This window comes from Paenibacillus sp. ALE2, from assembly GCF_054113385.1.
Genome location: NZ_CM134213.1, coordinates 1,005,134 through 1,025,000 on the forward strand (window position 1 = coordinate 1,005,134; position 19,867 = coordinate 1,025,000).

At 46.3% G+C, this 19,867-nt stretch carries 12 protein-coding genes, 17 tRNA genes and 2 rRNA genes (1 of these 31 only partly in view); 11 read left to right on the forward strand and 20 right to left on the reverse strand.

Features of this window, described 5'->3' with window-relative positions; translation table 11 throughout:
• Positions 1 to 138 precede the first annotated feature (138 nt).
• A complete protein-coding gene (gene mprF, locus ACXHJ1_RS04195; protein ID WP_457905660.1) occupies positions 139 to 2,781 on the forward strand; it encodes a bifunctional lysylphosphatidylglycerol flippase/synthetase MprF in 2,643 nt (880 codons plus the stop codon).
• Positions 2,782 to 2,885: 104 nt separating this feature from the next.
• Here the strand turns inward: mprF and ACXHJ1_RS04200 are convergent, their stop codons facing one another.
• The gene (locus ACXHJ1_RS04200) at positions 2,886 to 3,512 is read right to left on the reverse strand and encodes a nitroreductase family protein (protein WP_013369121.1); all 627 of its coding nucleotides are present in this window, start codon (positions 3,510 to 3,512) and stop codon (positions 2,886 to 2,888) included.
• Positions 3,513 to 3,742: 230 nt separating this feature from the next.
• On the opposite strand from ACXHJ1_RS04200, the gene ACXHJ1_RS04205 reads away from it, so the two are divergent.
• From ACXHJ1_RS04205 to ACXHJ1_RS04250, 10 genes are all read left to right on the forward strand, one after another.
• Positions 3,743 to 4,219, forward strand: coding sequence for a disulfide oxidoreductase (locus tag ACXHJ1_RS04205; protein WP_457905661.1), 477 nt, complete (start codon positions 3,743 to 3,745; stop codon positions 4,217 to 4,219).
• 164 nt (positions 4,220 to 4,383) lie between these two features.
• On the forward strand, positions 4,384 to 4,881 hold the full coding sequence (locus tag ACXHJ1_RS04210; protein WP_016819434.1) for a CcdC family protein: 498 nt from the start codon (positions 4,384 to 4,386) through the stop codon (positions 4,879 to 4,881).
• A gap of 208 nt (positions 4,882 to 5,089) precedes the next feature.
• Positions 5,090 to 5,230 carry a hypothetical protein gene (locus ACXHJ1_RS04215; RefSeq protein WP_457905662.1) on the forward strand — a complete coding sequence of 47 codons (141 nt, stop codon included), beginning with the start codon at positions 5,090 to 5,092 and terminating at the stop codon, positions 5,228 to 5,230.
• The gene (locus ACXHJ1_RS04220; RefSeq protein WP_113050482.1) at positions 5,220 to 6,680 is read left to right on the forward strand and encodes a sensor histidine kinase; all 1,461 of its coding nucleotides are present in this window, start codon (positions 5,220 to 5,222) and stop codon (positions 6,678 to 6,680) included. The genes ACXHJ1_RS04215 and ACXHJ1_RS04220 overlap by 11 nt, the downstream gene beginning before the upstream one ends.
• Before the next feature lie 3 nt (positions 6,681 to 6,683).
• Positions 6,684 to 7,829 (forward strand): hypothetical protein, encoded by a 1,146-nt coding sequence (locus ACXHJ1_RS04225; protein WP_457905663.1) that lies wholly within the window; start codon positions 6,684 to 6,686, stop codon positions 7,827 to 7,829.
• 184 nt (positions 7,830 to 8,013) lie between these two features.
• Positions 8,014 to 9,822, forward strand: a complete 1,809-nt coding sequence (locus tag ACXHJ1_RS04230) for an acyltransferase family protein (RefSeq protein WP_457905664.1) — start codon at positions 8,014 to 8,016, stop codon at positions 9,820 to 9,822.
• Between the two features lie 27 nt (positions 9,823 to 9,849).
• Positions 9,850 to 10,548, forward strand: a complete 699-nt coding sequence (locus ACXHJ1_RS04235) for an SGNH/GDSL hydrolase family protein (protein ID WP_107734761.1) — start codon at positions 9,850 to 9,852, stop codon at positions 10,546 to 10,548.
• 47 nt (positions 10,549 to 10,595) lie between these two features.
• Complete coding sequence (locus tag ACXHJ1_RS04240; protein ID WP_016819428.1) at positions 10,596 to 11,606, forward strand: LCP family protein; 1,011 nt, start codon at positions 10,596 to 10,598, stop codon at positions 11,604 to 11,606.
• A gap of 110 nt (positions 11,607 to 11,716) precedes the next feature.
• On the forward strand, positions 11,717 to 14,530 hold the full coding sequence (locus ACXHJ1_RS04245) for a M14 family metallopeptidase (RefSeq protein WP_457905665.1): 2,814 nt from the start codon (positions 11,717 to 11,719) through the stop codon (positions 14,528 to 14,530).
• A 211-nt stretch (positions 14,531 to 14,741) separates the two neighbouring features.
• Positions 14,742 to 16,028: a DUF418 domain-containing protein gene (locus tag ACXHJ1_RS04250; RefSeq protein ID WP_457905666.1), complete on the forward strand. Its 1,287-nt coding sequence runs from the start codon at positions 14,742 to 14,744 to the stop codon at positions 16,026 to 16,028.
• An 801-nt stretch (positions 16,029 to 16,829) separates the two neighbouring features.
• Here ACXHJ1_RS04250 and ACXHJ1_RS04255 read toward each other — a convergent pair.
• The 19 genes from ACXHJ1_RS04255 to ACXHJ1_RS04345 all read right to left on the reverse strand — a co-directional run.
• Positions 16,830 to 16,900: transfer RNA gene (locus ACXHJ1_RS04255), tRNA-Gly, on the reverse strand.
• A gap of 8 nt (positions 16,901 to 16,908) precedes the next feature.
• Positions 16,909 to 16,985: transfer RNA gene (locus ACXHJ1_RS04260), tRNA-Pro, on the reverse strand.
• A gap of 7 nt (positions 16,986 to 16,992) precedes the next feature.
• Positions 16,993 to 17,072 (reverse strand) — tRNA-Leu (locus tag ACXHJ1_RS04265).
• 12 nt (positions 17,073 to 17,084) lie between these two features.
• Positions 17,085 to 17,161: transfer RNA gene (locus ACXHJ1_RS04270), tRNA-Arg, on the reverse strand.
• A 5-nt stretch (positions 17,162 to 17,166) separates the two neighbouring features.
• Positions 17,167 to 17,241: transfer RNA gene (locus ACXHJ1_RS04275), tRNA-Gly, on the reverse strand.
• A gap of 11 nt (positions 17,242 to 17,252) precedes the next feature.
• A tRNA-Leu gene (locus ACXHJ1_RS04280) sits at positions 17,253 to 17,333 on the reverse strand.
• 12 nt (positions 17,334 to 17,345) lie between these two features.
• Positions 17,346 to 17,421 (reverse strand) — tRNA-Lys (locus tag ACXHJ1_RS04285).
• Positions 17,422 to 17,425: 4 nt separating this feature from the next.
• Positions 17,426 to 17,500, reverse strand: a tRNA-Gln gene (locus ACXHJ1_RS04290).
• 102 nt (positions 17,501 to 17,602) lie between these two features.
• Positions 17,603 to 17,688, reverse strand: a tRNA-Tyr gene (locus ACXHJ1_RS04295).
• A gap of 4 nt (positions 17,689 to 17,692) precedes the next feature.
• Positions 17,693 to 17,768, reverse strand: a tRNA-Thr gene (locus ACXHJ1_RS04300).
• Positions 17,769 to 17,781: 13 nt separating this feature from the next.
• Positions 17,782 to 17,858: transfer RNA gene (locus ACXHJ1_RS04305), tRNA-Asp, on the reverse strand.
• A gap of 25 nt (positions 17,859 to 17,883) precedes the next feature.
• A tRNA-Met gene (locus tag ACXHJ1_RS04310) sits at positions 17,884 to 17,957 on the reverse strand.
• A 29-nt stretch (positions 17,958 to 17,986) separates the two neighbouring features.
• Positions 17,987 to 18,062, reverse strand: a tRNA-Val gene (locus ACXHJ1_RS04315).
• 9 nt (positions 18,063 to 18,071) lie between these two features.
• Positions 18,072 to 18,143 (reverse strand) — tRNA-Glu (locus ACXHJ1_RS04320).
• A gap of 19 nt (positions 18,144 to 18,162) precedes the next feature.
• A tRNA-Ser gene (locus ACXHJ1_RS04325) sits at positions 18,163 to 18,254 on the reverse strand.
• A 3-nt stretch (positions 18,255 to 18,257) separates the two neighbouring features.
• Positions 18,258 to 18,333 (reverse strand) — tRNA-Asn (locus tag ACXHJ1_RS04330).
• 4 nt (positions 18,334 to 18,337) lie between these two features.
• A tRNA-Ala gene (locus ACXHJ1_RS04335) sits at positions 18,338 to 18,413 on the reverse strand.
• Between the two features lie 80 nt (positions 18,414 to 18,493).
• A 5S ribosomal RNA gene (rrf, locus tag ACXHJ1_RS04340) occupies positions 18,494 to 18,610 on the reverse strand.
• A 151-nt stretch (positions 18,611 to 18,761) separates the two neighbouring features.
• Positions 18,762 to 19,867: ribosomal RNA gene (locus tag ACXHJ1_RS04345) — 23S ribosomal RNA — on the reverse strand (it continues 1,821 nt past the right edge of the window).

Below are 19,867 nucleotides of genomic sequence, written 5' to 3' on the forward strand. Positions count from 1 at the left end.
TGAACTCCCATTTCGTAACCCTTCTGTTGTTATTCAAGCTATTATTACAGGTATAATATAACGAAGCCTTTTATTTGGGCAGGAAATTTTTCGCGCATTATCAGTCTCAATCTTATCCTTTTTCAAGCAGGTGAATCTATGAAGTCAAATCACAAACCGATCCAATCCTTTAAAATCGTACAGTACATCATGACCATCTATAGGCAGCGATTAACGCGTATTTTGCTACCGCTGGCTGTACTGGCTTTTATTATATGGGAGGCTGGACGAGAGCTAAAAGACTTTAATCTGGCACGGATGCTTCATGAGCTGCGGCGAATGGATGCCACGTTTCTCATCGAAATTGGCTTGTTCTCCCTGGCAGCCGTGGCAGCTATGAGTGCTTACGATTATGTAATCAGGCATCATTTTAAGCTTCAAGTCAAGCCTGGAACGACATTCCGGTACGCCTGGATCTCCAATACCTTCAATAATGTCTTCGGCTTCGCCGGCTTTACAGGAGCTGGACTGCGCACTGTGCTGTATAAAAAGAGCGGTGTGCCATTGGGTGTTATCACCTCGGCGGTCGTATTTCTTTCGCCTGTCGTTATTACCGGACTATCTTTGCTGGCTTGGGGTGCTATTGTCCATCTGTATCCGGTGCAGCTTGTGCTGGATGCTCACCCATGGCTTCATTGGGCACTGTGGGGTATGGCACTATACCTGCCTCTATTTCTGATCATGCAGCGCTCCAAAAAGTATGCCACATGGTTCAACAAGGGAGAAGGACAGCTCTCCTGGTTCACCATCTCTGCCTCCATTGGCGCCTCTCTGCTGGAATGGCTTCTGGCTGGTCTTACCTTTGCATGGATCGGCTCACACTTGCTCCATGAACTGCCGCTCCATGCTGTGTTCGGTATCTATGTGATAGCGGCAATTGCAGGGTTAATCAGTCTTGCACCCGGAGGCGTCGGCGCATTCGATATTATTGCCCTGCTTGGGCTGCAAATGGCAGGAGCCAACTCGGACCGGGCGCTGGCTGTGCTGCTGGTCTTTCGCGTCTTTTATTTCATCATTCCGTGGCTCATCGGCCTGGTATTAGCCGCGCTGGAAATGATCCCGCGTAACGAGCGCCTGAGCCAGCTCGCTGAGACAGGCTGGGATTACTCCCTGAATGCCTGGCAGAAGGTATGGGGCTGGCCTGGTCAATTTCGGTTTTTAGCCGATCTGGGGGTGTGGGCGCTTGGGAAGCTGGTACTCATCTCCGGCGTAGTGCTTCTGTTGTCGGCCGCTACGCCTGGTCTACTGTATCGGCTCCGTTTTGCTGAACATTTGCTCACTCTACCCGTTATGCGCTTATCGCATGAAATCTCGGTCATCATCGGAATTATGCTTGTCGTTCTGTCCCATGGAATTTCTCTTCGCATTCGCAGAGCATTGCGGCTAACATTGATACTGCTGCTGACAGGAGCCATTTTCACCTTCACGAAAGGTCTGGATTTTGAAGAAGCCTTATTCCTGCTGTTCGTAGCGTTAATGCTGTGGATTTCGCGTTCACGATTTTATCGGGTCAGTGCGCCGCTGAATCGGCACAACATTTTAATATGGGGCGGATTATCTCTACTCGTAACTGGTGCTTATTTTATAATCGGGGCAGGCTCCAATACTCCATTTATGCGTCATTTGCATGCCAAGGTCCACCTGGACTTTTTTATGAACCGCAGCGATTACGGAGTTACAGCCGTATTTAGTTTGATTTTGGCATGGGTATTCTTGACGGTGTATTTCTTTCTTCGTCCTCAACGTAGCATCAGTAATCTACCCGACGCACTGGAGCTGGTTAAGCTAAAAGAATTTTTGGAACGACAGGGTGGTAATCTCGTTTCTCATATGCTTTTTCTCGGCGATAAATATCTGTATTGGACCAAGGACGAACAGGTAGTTCTCCCCTATGCTCGCAGTCGGGACAAACTGATTGTATTAGGTGACCCCCTAGGTCCAAAAGAACGTGTGAGTGAAGCCATTCAGGAATTCCAACGGTTCGCGGATCGCTATGCTTTGACGGCTGTATTTTATCAAGCATCCCCGGAATATTTGTCCATCTATCACGAGAACGGCTATCGTTTTTTTAAATTGGGCGAGGAAGCGCTCGTGCCGCTGGAGTCCTTTACACTAACGGGCAAAAGCAATCAGGCGCTGCGAAGCGCCAAAAACCGCTTTGACCGCGAAGGCTATTCATTCGAAATGATCCAGCCTCCTCTAGAGGCGTCATTGATTGAGGAGATGCGTCATATTTCGGATATTTGGCTGGACGGGCGCAAGGAGAAGGGATATTCACTCGGCTGGTTCAAGGAATCTTACCTTCAGTTGGCTCCAATTGCATTGCTGAAAGACTCTGAAGGGAAGGTTATTGCTTTCGCCACGATGGCCCCTGCCTATGATCATGGGCAGACGGTCTCTATCGATCTGATGCGTCACCTGCCTGACACACCCAATGGAACGATGGATTACTTATTCACACGGGTCATTGAGTGGGCCAAGGAGAGTGGATATACGACATTTAATCTGGGCATGGCACCGCTGTCCCAGGTAGGACAAAGCGAAAAGGCACTGCGCGAGGAAAAGCTGGCTCGACTTGTTTTTCAATACGGGGGACATTTTTACGGCTTCCAGGGGCTCCGACGCTTCAAGGATAAGTTCAAGCCGCAGTGGGAGCCGCGCTATCTAGCCTATCCAGCTTCTGTTTTTCTACCGATCCTGACGCTGGAACTGGTGTATCTCGTGTCCAAACGCTCAGACTAAACGAGGTACGAAATAAAAGGATTTTGACAGTTCAAAACGACGTAAAAAAGGGTGTTCCTCGCCACAATGGTTGCAGGAACACCCTTTTATATTCACTATTCGTCTTAGAAGCTGCCTTTTACAACAACGTCAGACAGTGGGAAACGTCCTGATGGACGTGCTGGTACTTGTGCTTTACCTACACTAATAAGCATGGTTGGCAGGTAACGTGCCGGAATATTGAATTGCTCGATCAATTGTGCTGGAATAAATCCGCCCATTGCGCAAGTATCGTAGCCCAAAGATTTAGCAGCCAGCATAATGTTTTGTGCTGCAAGAGCAGAGTTCAGAATCGCTGCATCGCGAGCTACCTGCGGGTTTTGGTACGCGCCATTGATTTGTCCTACCAATGCGTCACGGATTTCCGCTGGCAATGCTCCTGCTTCTACCGCTTGATCATAAATGACAGCATTACGGTTCGCTTCCAGATCACCCAGTACGGCAATCGTAACAGAGCTCTCTGCTACTTGACCTTGGTTGTAGGCGATAGGCAACAATTTTTGTTTGTCTGCTTCGCTTTCGATAACGAGGAATTTCCAATGTTGAAGGTTCCATGCGGAAGGAGCTTCTACCGCGGCAGTCAAGATTGCTTCCAGATCTTCCTCTGGCATTTTAAAATCCTTTACATAGCTTTTTACCGCGTGTCTTTCACTAATAACAGATAAGGTTTCATTTTTCCGGCTGCTCGACATTCTGGGCACACTCCTAATTTCTTAATATATATCTTGAATCTTCATTAACTTCCCAAACTACTGCAATTATAAAAATGATAGTGAATGATGTCAATATGTTTAAGTATGACCCCGCACTCAAAATACAGTACAATACGGATAAAGACATGCATATCGGCAAATGCCTGCCGATGGGACAAGACACGATGAGTTCATACTGTTCTCATTTGAATTTAAAAAGGAGCGTTACTATGATCGGATCGTTAAAAAAAACGGATATTGCTTTATTTGCCGCCTGGGTAGTAGCTTGTGTGGCGACATTGGGCAGTCTGTATCTCAGCGAGATCTTGGGATATGAACCTTGTAAACTGTGCTGGTTTCAGCGTATTCTGATGTATCCCCTGACCCTTCTACTCGGAATCGCATATTTTCGAGGTGACACAAAAATACGGATTTACGTTATGCCGTTAGCTATCATTGGAGGTGCGATTTCGGCCTATCATTTTATCATTCAGCGTATCCATGCAGCCGCCAAAGCAGCCACGCAAACTTCGACGGCTTGCGGTAGAGTATCCTGCGAACAGGATTATCTGAACTGGCTGGATTTCATCACCATTCCTTTGCTTGCACTCATTGCTTTTATCCTTATTATTGTAGCGATGGGTTATATCATACGTCAGGAGAAAAAATCAGCTACGGGAGAGGTACAAGCAACAGAACTCGCATAAGATGAAAGAGACCCGATTATAGGGCCGGTTACCACCAAGAGGCGTATAATCCGCTTGCCGGAGGAAAGACTGTAACTAAATATATCCATTGCATATGTGCTATAATGTAAAAGGTTTGCAGTCTGTCCAATAACGCTTATATTCCTTATAGAGGGGGCCAGTCCATGTTTCATATCAGCACCCCATTGCTGCAATATGGCGCAACTTTCGGTATGATCTTAATCGCTATATCGGCTATTTTCATCCGCATGAAGACAGGTCATCGCCCGATTAATGCCAAAAAAATCATCATTCCTCCGCTCGGCATGAGCACCGGTTTTATGATGTTTGTGGTACCGGAAGTACGGGTTCCCTGGCTTTGGGCGCTGGGCGCTTTTCTGGTCGGCTGGTTTATTTTTTCCTACCCGTTGATCCGCAGCACTAAATTTGAGTTGCAAGAAGGGCTGGTTTTCGTGCAACGCTCACGCACCTTCTTTTTTATCCTGATCAGCCTACTGATCGTCCGATTGCTGCTGCATGAATTTATTCAGCATTACATTACCATTCCGCAAACAGCAGGGCTATTTTTCATCCTAGCCTTCGGGACCTTGTTACACTGGCGGCTTCGTATGTATTTTCAATATCGTCAGTTCGTTCCGGACGAGACGGAAGTCCGCATCTGACCAACGGATATTTAACGTGCACACTCGCATGTTGCTGTATAGACCAAAAAGACACGTTCTCCCCACAGGAACCGTGTCTTTTTGGTCTTTTTAGTCTATCGGGGGCTGTCGGTTCTCTCTTTATACATTTGATTGTTTTCTCCTGAATGATTAATATAATGGACGATGTTATGAACCTGCCGTATTAAAATTAGAGATGAGGATTACGATGAATAAAGCAAAGATTCTTATTATTGAAAATGATGCTCCGATTACCGACTTGCCTTCGTACGGACCACCGGATGCATTACTACCGTCTTCGGAGCTGGATACAAATTTTAAAAAATGGGTGGTTAAGCATGATACGTAAAATCAGCATCAAATTTCTGATCGGTTTTTTTCTGATTTTTTCGCTTTCTTTTGTCGTGCTTAATCAGACAGTCAAGGAATTTATCCGGACAAGCAATCAGAATCTGGTTACCTCCGAACTCGTCGGACTGAAAAATAATAGCAATGTGTATGTACGCCAGGCTTTCCTGATTAACCATTTCAGCAGCAATGAGCTGTATTTTGGAGAAATCGCCAGGGAGATAGCCACTAATCTGAACCATACCACGGACAGCAGTATTGGCGTGTATACGGTGGAAGGCAAATTGCTTTATGCCCCAGACAGCTCCATATTTCAGCAGCAAATGCAAAGCGATCTGCAGCAAGCGATTGACGGCAATACAGCGTACAGCATTACTTATGATCGTAATAAGACGACTGTTCTTTTCTCCTATCCGGTTGTTATAGACGGTTCAAAGGTGGGCATCCTGCGTTTTTACAAAGATTTCAGCTCACTTTACGAACAAACCGGACAGATTCGACAGATTACCCTCTATATTGCCCTAGCGATTTTTGCGGCAGCCTTTCTGTTTTCCTATATTCTTTCCAGGCATATTACCATCCCGCTGACCAGACTGACGCAGGCCTCCACCGAGGTAAAAAACGGAAATCTGGATATCCGCCTACATTTTAAACGCAGGGATGAAATTGGCCGACTGGCTGAGAATTTTAACGATATGATTGGTCAAATTAGCAGACAAATTCATATTATTGAGAAGGATCGGGACCATTTAAAGCAGCTTCACCAGCAGGAAAAGCGCTTTTTTGACAATATTACTCACGAACTGAAAACGCCGTTAACCTCCATTTTGGGATATGCGGAGCTGATCAGGCTTAACGGTGAGAAAGACCGTGCTTTTTTTGATAAAGGAATGAATCATATTATCGAGGAGAGCAGGCGCCTGCATGCGATGGTGCTAAAACTACTGGAAGTTTCACGCAAAAATATCATGCTTCAAGAGCTTGAACGGGTGGATATTGGGCTGATCCTGCAGGATGTGTGTGAATCAATGATGATCCGCTCTCAGCGCTATAAAAAAACCATTGAATATGAGATTAATGAGGAATTGATCATGTTGGCCGATCGGGACAGAATCAGACAGATGTTCATCAATTTGATAGATAATGCGATTAAATACAGTTTGCCTTTTTCGGCAGTATCGGTAAAAGCGGTGCGGGCAGAAGAAAAGATTCGCTTGATCTTCAGCAATCCAAGCGATCCAATTGAAGCAGAACATCTGTCACGCCTATTACAGCCGTTTTATCCGGCTCATTCCGACAGCGCCGAAGAAGGCAGTGTAGGATTGGGACTCAGCATTGTGAAATCTATCGTTGAAGAACTTGCGGGTTCCATCTTAATTACAAATGAGCATAATGAAACTATCGTTACGGTAGAATTTAAAGCGCTGGAAACCGCGGGGAACGGAGAATGAATAATGGGCAATAAATATAAATATGTTGTAATGCCGCTGGTCGTATCTCTCGTGATATTACTGCTGTCAGGATGCGGTTCAGAACCAAAAACAGAGACTGTCGTCATCGCCGACAGCAATGAAGTTTCCAGTACCGATCAAAGCTCTCGTCCGTTTCAGGTCCAAAAAATATATCGGCTTCCGGATCGTTTTGCAAATCGGGGCCAGCTGCTGGGCTGGTCGTCTGGAGATGCCATCATCGCATCGTTCGGGGCCATGACCATACTGAAGCGAGGCACGCTGGAACGTTTAACTTATCCGTATGAGCAAAGCAAGGTCATATCCGAAATCGACAAGGTAACTTCCAATACAATACTTTCCCCCGATGGGAAATATATTTGCGAAGTTTCCCCTTCTTCCTCGGAGACAACCTTAAAGCTTATTTCCTTGCAGGATGGCAAGGAAAAGGAAATAGACAGGATCAGCACCAGGAACGAATCTTATGTACAATATGTTTCCTGGTCGTCCAACAGTTCGTATATCAGCTACCTGGTAGAAAACCTGGTTGATCATGGAGCTGATAGCCTATACATCTACGATGTTGGGTCTCAAACTTCCAGCAAATATCAGTTAAAAGGGATCCTAAAGGAAGACACACTTTTGAGTGTTAACCTTGCAAATGATGGCCGCAGCGTACTGCTACAGTTATTTGGTGCAAAACAAGGCCAGAAAAAGGTGCTAACCCTTGGGAAGGTTTCGGGAAAGAATATTGAATTTCAATACGAGCATCAGATTGGTGGAGATTCAGTAGCCTGGATGAATAACGACCAGTTTGTGTTTCTCGGAACGGATAATTCATTGTACGAATATGATCAGCGAAACGGCGAGCTCTCTGTCATTTTGGAAAAAGTGCTTGATTTTGAATTTTCGCCTGACAGGAAAAATATCGCATACACCGTGTATGATCAAAATGTCACTTACGTAGCCAAGGTGCAGGGAAGAAATATACTGTACAACGAACCGGTGTATCGCGGAATTGTGCCAACGCATATGTATTGGAATCCGAACAATAAAAGTGTACTACTTCAAGGACAAAAACAGTTGGATTCCTCGCAGACTGCGCCAACGGATTCTCCTAGTAAGGAGTCATTGATCATTGAGTTGAAATAGCGATTAGGATTTCTATATTTGTGGATGTCAAAAACCTTACTTCGGTTGTTCAGCCGGAATAAGGTTTTTCTTTTTGCAACCGTTGTGACAATTTGTTTACATGTTGATCAAACTTTCGCGACATCTTTTTTCTATAGTAAATGAAGCAAGATCATTAGCCTATAAGGACAAGGAATGGACCATAGTGAATGAAAATCCGAATCTGCACCTAAATCAACCCATAAAACGTTATATGACCGGTCTGGATGGGCTAAGGGCCATCTCCGTGCTTGCTGTTATTGCTTATCATCTTCATCTTAGATGGGCAGAGGGTGGGCTGCTAGGGGTGGAGATTTTCTTCGTCCTATCAGGGTATCTGATTACGGACCAGATCCTTTATGAATGGAGGACGCGCAACGGTTTTTCCATTGTGCGGTTCTGGATCAGACGAATGCGCAGACTACTACCAGCAATGATCTTTATGCTGACTGCAGTGGCATTGTGGCTTTTAATTACTGATTTCTCCAGACTGCAGGCATTAGGAGGCCATTTTGTATCCTCGCTTTTTTACGTAAACAACTGGTATCTCATTTTTCATCATGTTTCATATTTTGAGAGCTTTGGTCCGGCTTCACCTATCGGGCACCTCTGGTCGCTTTCCATTGAGGAACAGTTTTACGTCATCTGGCCGCTCGTTCTACTGATTGGTCTGTGCCTTGCACCGCGACGAGGCAGACTTATGTTATACATTCTGGGTTGCGCCTGCGTATCCGCCATAGCCATGGCCGTTATATACGAACCCGGAACAGACCCGAGCAGGGTGTATTACGGGACGGACACGCGCGCGTCTGCTATTTTGATCGGAGCGGCTCTGGCGGTTGTCTGGCCCAGTTGGAGACTGAGCGACAATGTATCTTCTTCATCCCGCACCATGCTGGATATGACTGGCGTGCTGGGCATTATAATGCTGTTTATCCTGATTGCTCAGACCAACGAGTATGATGATTCGCTGTATCGCGGCGGTTTTCTTTATTTATCACTCATTACCGCGGTTGTTATCGCTGTACTGGTTCATCCAGCCAACCGACTGGAACGATTACTCGGCTGCAGGCCTCTAAGCTGGATCGGTAAGCGATCTTACAGTCTGTATATATGGAATTATCCAATCATTATTTTATCAAGTCCCGTGGTAAATACCGATGATGCCAGCTATATGCGCATGGCTCTGCAGGTAACGGCCAGTTTCATAATGGCGGGTCTTTCCTACAGATACATCGAAGAGCCCATCCGCCGTGGGACCTTTTGGACTGGCCTGCAATCCCTCCGCAGGTCAGGCGCTGGCAGCCAGCTAGGCCTTGTCGTCATTGTTATCGCCATCATTCTCGTCTTGGCATCATGGAAGACGGACTCACCAGCTCCAGATCCTGTACCTGATGCACCAGCAGCCGTAAGCCGGGACCCCGTCCAGACAGAACAACTGCAATGCAGCTGTTCCGATGAAAATCATCCCGCTGAAAATACAAGCCACTCCGCAGAAGGAGCGGGGATCACTGCGATCGGAGATTCCGTTATTCTGGATGCCGCCCCGTTTCTGGAAAAGCAGCTCCCCGGTATGATCATTGATGGCAAGGTGGGACGTCAAATGTCACAGGCAGGTGATGTGCTTGATGGCCTGCGGGAACAGGGTAAACTTGGCCATAAAATCATTATTGAACTCGGCACCAACGGCGTTTTTAACCAGAGTCAACTGAAGTCCTTGCTGGCTTCACTGCAGGACTCCCAGCAAATTTATCTGATAACAACTAGAGTACCAAGAGGTTGGCAGAATACCGTAAATGACAATCTGCGTGAAATTGCTGGTGAATTTCAAAATGTCCAGCTTATCGACTGGTATTCAGCCAGCGAAAACCGGGACGATCTATTTTATGGTGATGGTGTCCACCTGAAACCAGAAGGCGCTCAGTATTATGCCTCGTTGTTAATTGATGCTATCAAACAAGATAAAACCTACTAGCATGTTAAAGGAAAGGATGAACTAGCTATGAACAAAAAAAATGGATGGATGGTAAGCGGATTATGGGGATTTATGATTATCCTTATCTTTTTAGGTGCCATAGTTCTCCATATGCACGCAAAGCAAAATTCAGATGATCACGAATCCCGCAGCAAGGACTCTTCTCTATACAATCTTGATAAGATGCAGACTGCTGCACAAAAGCGTGCGGCTTCTAGCACCAGCGGGGAACAAGCTCAATCATCTGCTTCCTTAAACGGCGAGGGCGTCACGATGATTGGAGATTCGGTTACGGTCGGAATTGAGCCTTATTTAAAAGAGCAGCTTCCGAATATGACGGTTGACGGTAAGGTTGGCCGGCAGATGTCTCAAGCTGTAAAAGTCATTAATGAATTGGCCGCCCAAGGCAAACTGGGAGACCAGGTCATTATCGAACTCGGCACCAATGGTCCGTTTAGCAAAAACCAACTGCACGACGTACTGCAATCCCTTTCCGGAGCCAGACAGGTAATCTTGGTCACCACCCGGGTTCCGAAAGGATGGCAAAACACGGTGAATGACACGATTGCACAGGTCGCCGATGAGTTTAACAACGTCAGCGTGATGGACTGGTATTCGGCCAGTGTAGGCAAAGACGAATACTTTTATAAAGATGGTGTCCATTTAAAACCAGATGGTAGCCGATATTACACTTCACTCCTCGTAGCAGCCTTGCAAAAATCTTAATACAGAAAGGGGCCTGCGCGTCTATACATCTAGAAAGGAAGAATGACATGACACAGAGGAAAAAGAGGATATTGATTGTAACGTTGTTACTTGGGGTCGCTGCTGTAAGCTTTATCTTTTATTATTTCTTTTCCATTTACAAAGGGTTAGAAGGACTTAGTAAAACCCCGGAAAACTCCCCATTTGTTAAAGTGAGCACTGATAAAGTCGAAGCACTAAAAGCACCGGAATGGGAGGGAACCGAACCTGTAAATATTTTGCTGATGGGCGTGGATACTCGCGAGAACAACAAGGGCAGTGTACCCCGATCCGATAGCATGATGGTCGTTTCGTTGAATCCTACCGATAAGCGTATTCATGTGTTTTCGATTCTTCGAGACACTTATACGGATATTCCTGGGCACGGCAAAAATCGAATTAATACCGCTGTTACGCATGGACCCGATACGGCGATGAAAGCAGTCAGCGAATTGCTGGGGGTGCCAGTTCATTTTTATGTATACACGGATTTCCAGGGGTTTATTAAACTCGTAGATGCTGTAGGCGGACTCGATTTTTATGTCGAGAAGGATATGTACTATGAAAGCAAGGCCGATCTGCATGAGTATGATATTAATTTAAAACAGGGACAGCAGCATTTCGACGGCAAAACGGCGCTTCAATATGTCCGTTTTCGTCATGATGCTATGTCCGATTATTCCAGAACAAAAAGACAACGGCAATTTATTACGGCATTAGCCGAGAAGGTAAAAACAACGACTTCCATTATGAAATTCCCTTCTATTCTTGAGGAAATCAGTCCGTATATCGATACCAATTTGTCAGTCTCTGATATGTGGAATTTGGCTTCAGTAGGGTACCAAAGTACATTAAACGGAAATGAACAAATACCGCCAATGAAGCTATTAAAAGAAACTTATGTGGGCAAGGCGGCTGTTCTGGATGTAAAAAGTCGAACGGATTTGAAGCAATTTGTGCAAAGTATCATAAATTCCGACTCCTCAAATTCGATTACAGACAATTCTTCGGGGCAGGAGCAGAAAACAGATTTTGAATAGGGTTAGACAATATATTAGATCGTATTTGCCGGACAATAGTCTGTTAAATGCTCTTTGTGAATAAAGAAGAGCATAACATGATCTTCCGGTTATCTATAGGGGGAAAAAGAATGGGTACAAAACAGATCGTAAGGTTCTGCTTGGCATTAACTATATCCGTCGCCATGCTTCTGGAGATCACTGCTCCGCACATGGCTATGGCTGATGCTGCGCAACGTGCAAAAAGCACGTTGTTGAACGATAAGAGTGAACCAACAAAAATAATTTCAACGCAGGTTAAAAATACCCCGACACTAAAATTGGATAGCCATGTGGCATCCATGACGAAGAAAAGAACCATTAAGGCTAGATTTAAGCTTCCGAAGGGTACCGATATAAAGAAAATAAGCTGGACCTATGGTGGTAAGCCATTATCGGAATGGAAATCGTACAAGAATCGCGGTTATAATGGCGCCCCCTTTATCACCGTTACTCAGGTCAAAGCCGAACACGCAGAAGTCACTGCCAGTATCAATTTCGGTCTTACCTATGGTACGGAGAATCTTGCCGAGCCGAGTCTGCAGCGTCCACTGTACGCCTCATTGATGGGAACCTATGAACTGGCTGCAGTAGTCAACGGCAAAACCGTTGCCCAAGCACCTATTAAGTTGGTCCCGTACGACAGCTTCCGTACCTATGATGAGCTGAAGCCGGAGATTGATGCGATTACGGCACAGGCAGCCCAAAAAAACGACAGATACATTAAAACGATGTCGATCGGCAAATCTGTTGAAGGCCGCGATATTTTTATGACTATGGTTGCCAAAGATCAAGCAACGATTGACAAATATCAGAATGTAACTCACCCTGCCATGCTAAATGATCCTGCAAAGCTGGAGAACGATATTCAATCCGGTGCATTCGGAGATTATCAAGTGCCCATCTGGATCAACAATATTCATCCGAATGAAGCGCCGGGCTTTGATGCGATTATCAATTATTTTAAGACCATGGCACTCGATAAAAATGTTACGTACAAGACCACCTTGTCCAATGGAAAATCGAGTACGGTAACTCTCAATATGGATGATGCGCTTGAACATGTGTTTTTCCTGTTCCTGTATACAGAAAATCCAGATGGAAGGGTTCATACCGAACGTTATAATGCTGAATATTTTGACTTAAATCGGGATAATTCATATCAAACCCAGCCTGAAACACGCAGTATCACAGAGCAAATCGCCAAGTGGTCGCCGATTTCTTTCTTAGATCTGCATGGGTTTGATAAGAATTTTCTGATCGAGCCTACCACACCGCCTCACGATCCGAATATTGAGTACGATCTACTTATGGATAACATGGTAGAACAGGCCAAAGCGATGGGTGAAGCAGGTATAGCAAACACGAAGTATGATTACTACCATATTCCTTATGAAGAACATCGTAAAACAGTTGAAAATCCTAAATATGTTTCCAAGGGGACTTCTTCAGGATGGGACGATGCGTCTCCAGCCTATACAGCTGTCTTCGCCATGCACCATGGTGCAATGGGACATACGCTGGAAACACCTGAATCGAATGAAGAGTCGACCAAAGCATTGTATTATAGTGTCGCTGCAGCAACTGATTTTGTTATGCAAAAGAAAGAAAAGTTATTTTTGAACCAGCTAAAAGTATATGAACGTGGAATCAACAATATCGATGATCGATCCGTAGATCGGTATCTAGTCAATGCAAAAAATCAAGTCATTGGTCGCCCCCGTCACGGTAATGAGAATTTTTTTCCTGAGTATTACGTTTTGCCGATCGATAAAAGTCTTCAAAAAAATCCGCTGGAAGCCTATCGGATGATTGAGTATCTTATCCGCAATGGAGTAACGGTTGAACGCTCGACAGAGGCTGTAAGTACTGCTGGCAAGACCTACCCCGCGGGTTCATTTATCATAAATATGCATCAGGCTAAACACGGCATTGCAAACATGGTTTTATATGACGGTATTAACGTCTCAGATTATGCTTCCGTAGCTGGCGAGATTGTGCAAGACTTTCCCGTCATGCGAGGATTTGAACGTGATGTGATTAGAGAAGCCGGCGTGTTTGCGGGCAAAACGACTCCGGTGACTTCCGTATCGATTCCGGCCACATCATTGCCGAATGATTCTGCCTATGTTTTAATCCGAAACACCAATAACGATGCCATCAAAACGGTCAATGAATTACTTAAATCCGGCAAAGTGGTTACGATGATGCTATCCAAAAGCGGAACAGGATATGAAGCGGGTGACTTTGCAGTGGCCTATGATGATCTGCATCCGCTGGTGTCAAAATACTATCTTGATGTCACGGCATTCGGCAATAACAAACCCGTTGGCAAAGTTCTTAAACCTTCTACGGTAGCCGCTCTCGGCGAACCGGCTTATGTGCTCAAAAATCTCGGCTTTAAAGTGACCGATGATCAGCAGCATGCGGATGTGCTGGTGAATACATTCGATTCCGACAAACTTGTTGAGAATGGAAAGCCATACATTGCTTATGGAAATATGGGGATGGGTAACGTGAAAAACTGGATTCCTCAATTTGCGTTTGCTGGACCGGCATGGGAAAGATACGAAGGGGTCTTCCTGGCGAATGTCCAACAGGATCATGTGATTACAGCCCCTTACGATAACGAAGAATATTTCTACACCGTTACAGGTTCTTACATTACGAAGCTACCTAAAGCCGCAAAAGTTCTTGCAACCATTAGCAATAAAGAAAACTTCTTCAAAGCAGGTTGGTGGCCAGGTCACGATGCTGCAAGAGGAAAGATCATGGCCTTCACCTATATGGAAAACAAAAAGAATATCACAGTTTTCTCCAACGATCTAACCAATGGCGCTCATCCGCAGCATCAATTCCGACTACTGGCCAATTCGATATTCAATGCCGTTCCCAGCAAACCCTGAATGATTTTGCAAACAACCTTATTCCGGTGATCAGCCGTGAGTAAGGTTGTCTTTGTGATAAGGGTTATCGTCCTCTGTGACATTTTGTTTACAACTTGATCAAATTTTAGCGACATCTGAAGGCTATATTTGGATTAGAACGTGAAATGAATCCTCTTCACAACAGGGATTTATGGAATGTATGAATTCAATATTTTAGGGAGGAATTAATTTGCTAAGTAGCATCAAACTGACAAGCAGATCTGTCAGAAAATATGAGGGGGACACAAAGATTGAAGATCCGGTTGCTAATAACATGGATAATAAAGCAGTGGACACATCAGGGACCACCTCATCTCACGACAGTACAGAAACCGATAATCTCCCCCAAAGCTTTGTGACAGAGCCACGGAGAAAGACACACAGCATCAAAGGACGCCTCGTTGCGCTTGATGCTGCGCGCGGACTGGCCGTGCTGGGAATGTATTTGCAGCATTTCGGATCAAATCCAAGCGTTTCTGCAATTGTTTCCGGAAATACCACCCTATTATTTGTGTTGTGCGGCGGTATCTCCTATTCTATTATGGGACAGCGTATGATGGATCGGGGAGCAGAGGCGACCGCTTTTCGTGCACGAATGCTGGCCCGTGCGGTGTTTGTTGATATTATTGGTTATTTGCTTATTATGCTGAACACTTCATACGGCATCATTTTGCCTGCCTATGCAGCTATGTTTGTGTTGGCCCTCATGTTATTTCGTCGTTCGACCCGCACCATTGTTACAACAGCAATAGTTTTGCTCGTAACGGCCCCGCCGCTAATGATTCTTGGATCAAGCATTTTCTCAAAAGCTTATCTTCTTGGTGATATCGCGGGAGGTCCGATGTCTGCCCTCGCCTTGACTCCTGCATTTGTTGCTGGTATGGCCATTGGCCGCGTTGACCTCACCAGATTACGTACAGCCCTCTCACTCGCAGGCAGCGGTATCGTTATGCTTGTTATTGGCAAAGTAATGGCCGCTTTTGTGCTTCCGAATTGGAATCTTCACTTTGAACAATGGCTGATAAGTGTGCAAGGAACTGCTCCTGTACAGCCGGATGAATACGCAATTTGGCCTCTTAATACGGAATCACCGATGTGGCAGCTCCTTTTGGGAACGGCTCCGCACACCGCTTCGACATTCCAGACGATGATAGGATTAGGAATTTCATTTTTGGTAATGGGAGTTACGTGCCTCGTATCCAAAAAAACTTCCGCTGTATTAATGCCTTTCGCAGCAGTCGGACGTGTCGCCCTGACCATGTATGCCTTTCAGTTTGTAGTGGTGTGGATTCTTGATCTGACAAAGATTGGGCACAGTCTGGATGGAATTCCGTTCGGCAACGTAATGATCGCAGTTGCAACACTACTGCTGGGATTATTGATTGCTCAGCGTGCTGTTGGTCCGCTTGAAGGATTGATGCGCCGCTTTGACCGATTGTTCAGCTCTACCCAACCAGTCTCACAAACTGTAAAGTAGATAGCCTTCTTGATACTCTATATAACGGACTGATCAAAAAAGATACCAGATAAAAAGTTCGCTATCTATATAAGAAGCCTACAGAAGGTGTCTAGATTAACTAGGGTAATAAGATAATCATTGAACAGAGTTATCAGGAAGGAACTAATTCCTTGCTATTTTCCCCCGGATTATCCGGAGGGCTTATCCCCACCGTTTTAGCAACACCCAGTATCGTAATTGGGATTTCTTTGACTGTTTTCTGAATTCTGCTTGTCTCGCTGATTTTTCTAAGCTGCTATATAGTCTTTATTTTCTTATCCATCCAATACGCTCCTATCGGACACTCCTGACTGCTCCAGATGCTGAACAAAGATATCGAACATTGGACTCATTTTATGACCCTTATTTTTCGCATAAGACCAATGAAGCCACCTACTACACGTATGTATTATGAAAATTCACATTCTTTGCCGTCATTGAGCTACATAAAAGTGCCAACCGGAATTGTATTATCCCTAGCAGATATATTGTTAACGCCTAAAGAATGGGCGTGTGCAACCTAAATGTAACTCGTGGACTTCAATCGCTCGCGGCGGGCATTTTACTGCCATGGAAGAGCCTGAGCTTTTAGCTCAGGACATTCGTGCCTTCTACAAACTTTTTAGAGCAAAAAATAAATATTAACCAAGGTCCACCCCGTACATTAACTGGATTAATAAGAAGAGCTATTATAAGCGGTCGTAATCTAACGGGAAACGATAGCTTAATAAATACAAAAAAAAGAGATGGCATAAGCCATCTCTTCTTTCATCTATATAAAGCGGGTGATGGGAATCGAACCCACGCTACCAGCTTGGAAGGCTGGAGTTCTACCATTGAACTACACCCGCAAAAAAAGTGGTCGGGATGACACGATTTGAACATGCGACCCCCTGGTCCCAAACCAGGTGCTCTACCAAGCTGAGCTACATCCCGAAATAGATGCCGGTGAGAGGACTCGAACCTCCACGGTTTCCCTCACGATTTTGAGTCGCGCGCGTCTGCCAATTCCGCCACACCGGCTTATGAAATTAATGGCGCGCCCTGAGAGATTCGAACTCCCGGCCTTTTGATTCGTAGTCAAACGCTCTATCCAGCTGAGCTAAGGGCGCAAATATGGAGCGGACGACGGGAATCGAACCCGCGACCCTCGCCTTGGCAAGGCGATGCTCTACCGCTGAGCCACGTCCGCAAAAACAGGTATGCGCGTGGAGGGACTTGAACCCCCACGTCAAAGACGCTAGATCCTAAGTCTAGTGCGTCTGCCAATTCCGCCACACGCGCATGCAATGATAATGGTGAGCCATGAAGGACTCGAACCTTCGACACCCTGATTAAAAGTCAGGTGCTCTACCAACTGAGCTAATGGCTCTTAATGGCTGGGGATATAGGATTTGAACCTATGCATGACGGAGTCAAAGTCCGTTGCCTTACCGCTTGGCTAATCCCCATTATGTATTCAACAGGGCGATTGATGGGACTTGCACCCACAAATGCCATAGCCACAATTCAGTACGTTAACCCATTCGTCACGACCACCATGGCAATAAAACTGGTGGAGGATGATGGATTCGAACCACCGAACCCGTAAGGGAGCAGATTTACAGTCTGATGCGTTTGGCCACTTCGCTAATCCTCCAAAATGGTGCCGGCGAGAGGACTTGAACCCCCAACCTACTGATTACAAGTCAGTTGCTCTACCAGTTGAGCTACACCGGCATATTAAATTAAATGGCGGAACTGACGGGATTCGAACCCGCGATCTCCTGCGTGACAGGCAGGCATGTTAGGCCTCTACACCACAGTTCCAGAGGCATTTCCAACAGGAAATTAATTGCGGGGGCAGGATTTGAACCTACGACCTTCGGGTTATGAGCCCGACGAGCTACCGAACTGCTCCACCCCGCGACATCAAAGGTATTTCTTAATACTATTAATGGTGGAGGCTGAGGGGATCGAACCCCCGACCCTCTGCTTGTAAGGCAGATGCTCTCCCAGCTGAGCTAAGCCTCCATACTACTATGACCCGTAGGGGATTCGAACCCCTGTTACCTCCGTGAAAGGGAGGTGTCTTAACCCCTTGACCAACGGGCCACATATCTATTATAAGAGCTGGCGGAGAGAGAGGGATTCGAACCCTCGAGACGCTTTTGGCGCCTACACGATTTCCAATCGTGCTCCTTCGGCCAACTCGGACACCTCTCCATATGGCTCCCCGAACAGGACTCGAACCTGTGACAACTCGATTAACAGTCGAGTGCTCTACCAACTGAGCTATCAGGGAATATTGGTGGAGCCAAGGGGGATCGAACCCCTGACCTCCTGCGTGCAAGGCAGGCGCTCTCCCAGCTGAGCTATAGCCCCATCTTAGAAATAACAATTAATTCTGACTATGTAGAGGTCAGTCTTACAGGCGAAAAAAAATCCCCAGAGAAGGGGCTTATGCTTGGCGGCGTCCTACTCTCCCAGGACCCTGCGGTCCAAGTACCATCGGCGCTGGAGGGCTTAACGGTCGTGTTCGGGATGGGTACGTGTGGAACCCCTCCGCTATCGCCACCAAACATGAATTTGCCTCGCAAATTCTTCCGTAAGGTTATTCGGTTCATCACAAATTGTGTGAATAAATAGCCATACGCTTGTCGTATGTACTTCTACATACCTTCAAGGTTACACCCTGAAAACTGGATCCGAAACTTCATTGCGCCTTATCTTTAGGATAAGCCCTCGACCGATTAGTATTGGTCAGCTCCATGCATTACTGCACTTCCACCCCCAACCTATCTACCTCGTCGTCTTCAAGGGGTCTTACATACTGGGAAATCTCATCTTGAGGGGGGCTTCACGCTTAGATGCTTTCAGCGCTTATCCCTTCCGTACATAGCTACCCAGCGGTGCTCCTGGCGGAACAACTGGTACACCAGCGGTACGTCCATCCCGGTCCTCTCGTACTAAGGACAGCTCCTCTCAAATTTCCTACGCCCACGACAGATAGGGACCGAACTGTCTCACGACGTTCTGAACCCAGCTCGCGTACCGCTTTAATGGGCGAACAGCCCAACCCTTGGGACCTACTTCAGCCCCAGGATGCGATGAGCCGACATCGAGGTGCCAAACCTCCCCGTCGATGTGGACTCTTGGGGGAGATAAGCCTGTTATCCCCAGGGTAGCTTTTATCCGTTGAGCGATGGCCCTTCCATGCGGTACCACCGGATCACTAAGCCCGACTTTCGTCCCTGCTCGACTTGTAGGTCTCGCAGTCAAGCTCCCTTCTGCCTTTGCACTCTTCGAATGATTTCCAACCATTCTGAGGGAACCTTGGGGCGCCTCCGTTACTCTTTAGGAGGCGACCGCCCCAGTCAAACTGCCCACCTGACACTGTCCTCGTACCGGATCACGGTACCAAGTTAGAACCTAGATACGATCAGGGTGGTATCCCAAGGATGCCTCCTCTCAAGCTGGCGCTCAAGATTCAACGGCTCCCACCTATCCTGTACAGATCGTACCCAAATTCAATATCAAGCTGCAGTAAAGCTCCATGGGGTCTTTCCGTCTTGTCGCGGGTAACCTGCATCTTCACAGGTATTAAAATTTCACCGGATCTCTCGTTGAGACAGCGCCCAAGTCGTTACGCCATTCGTGCGGGTCAGAATTTACCTGACAAGGAATTTCGCTACCTTAGGACCGTTATAGTTACGGCCGCCGTTTACTGGGGCTTCGGTTCATAGCTTCGCCCGAAGGCTTACCACTCCCCTTAACCTTCCAGCACCGGGCAGGCGTCAGCCCGTATACTTCGCCTTGCGGCTTCGCACAGACCTGTG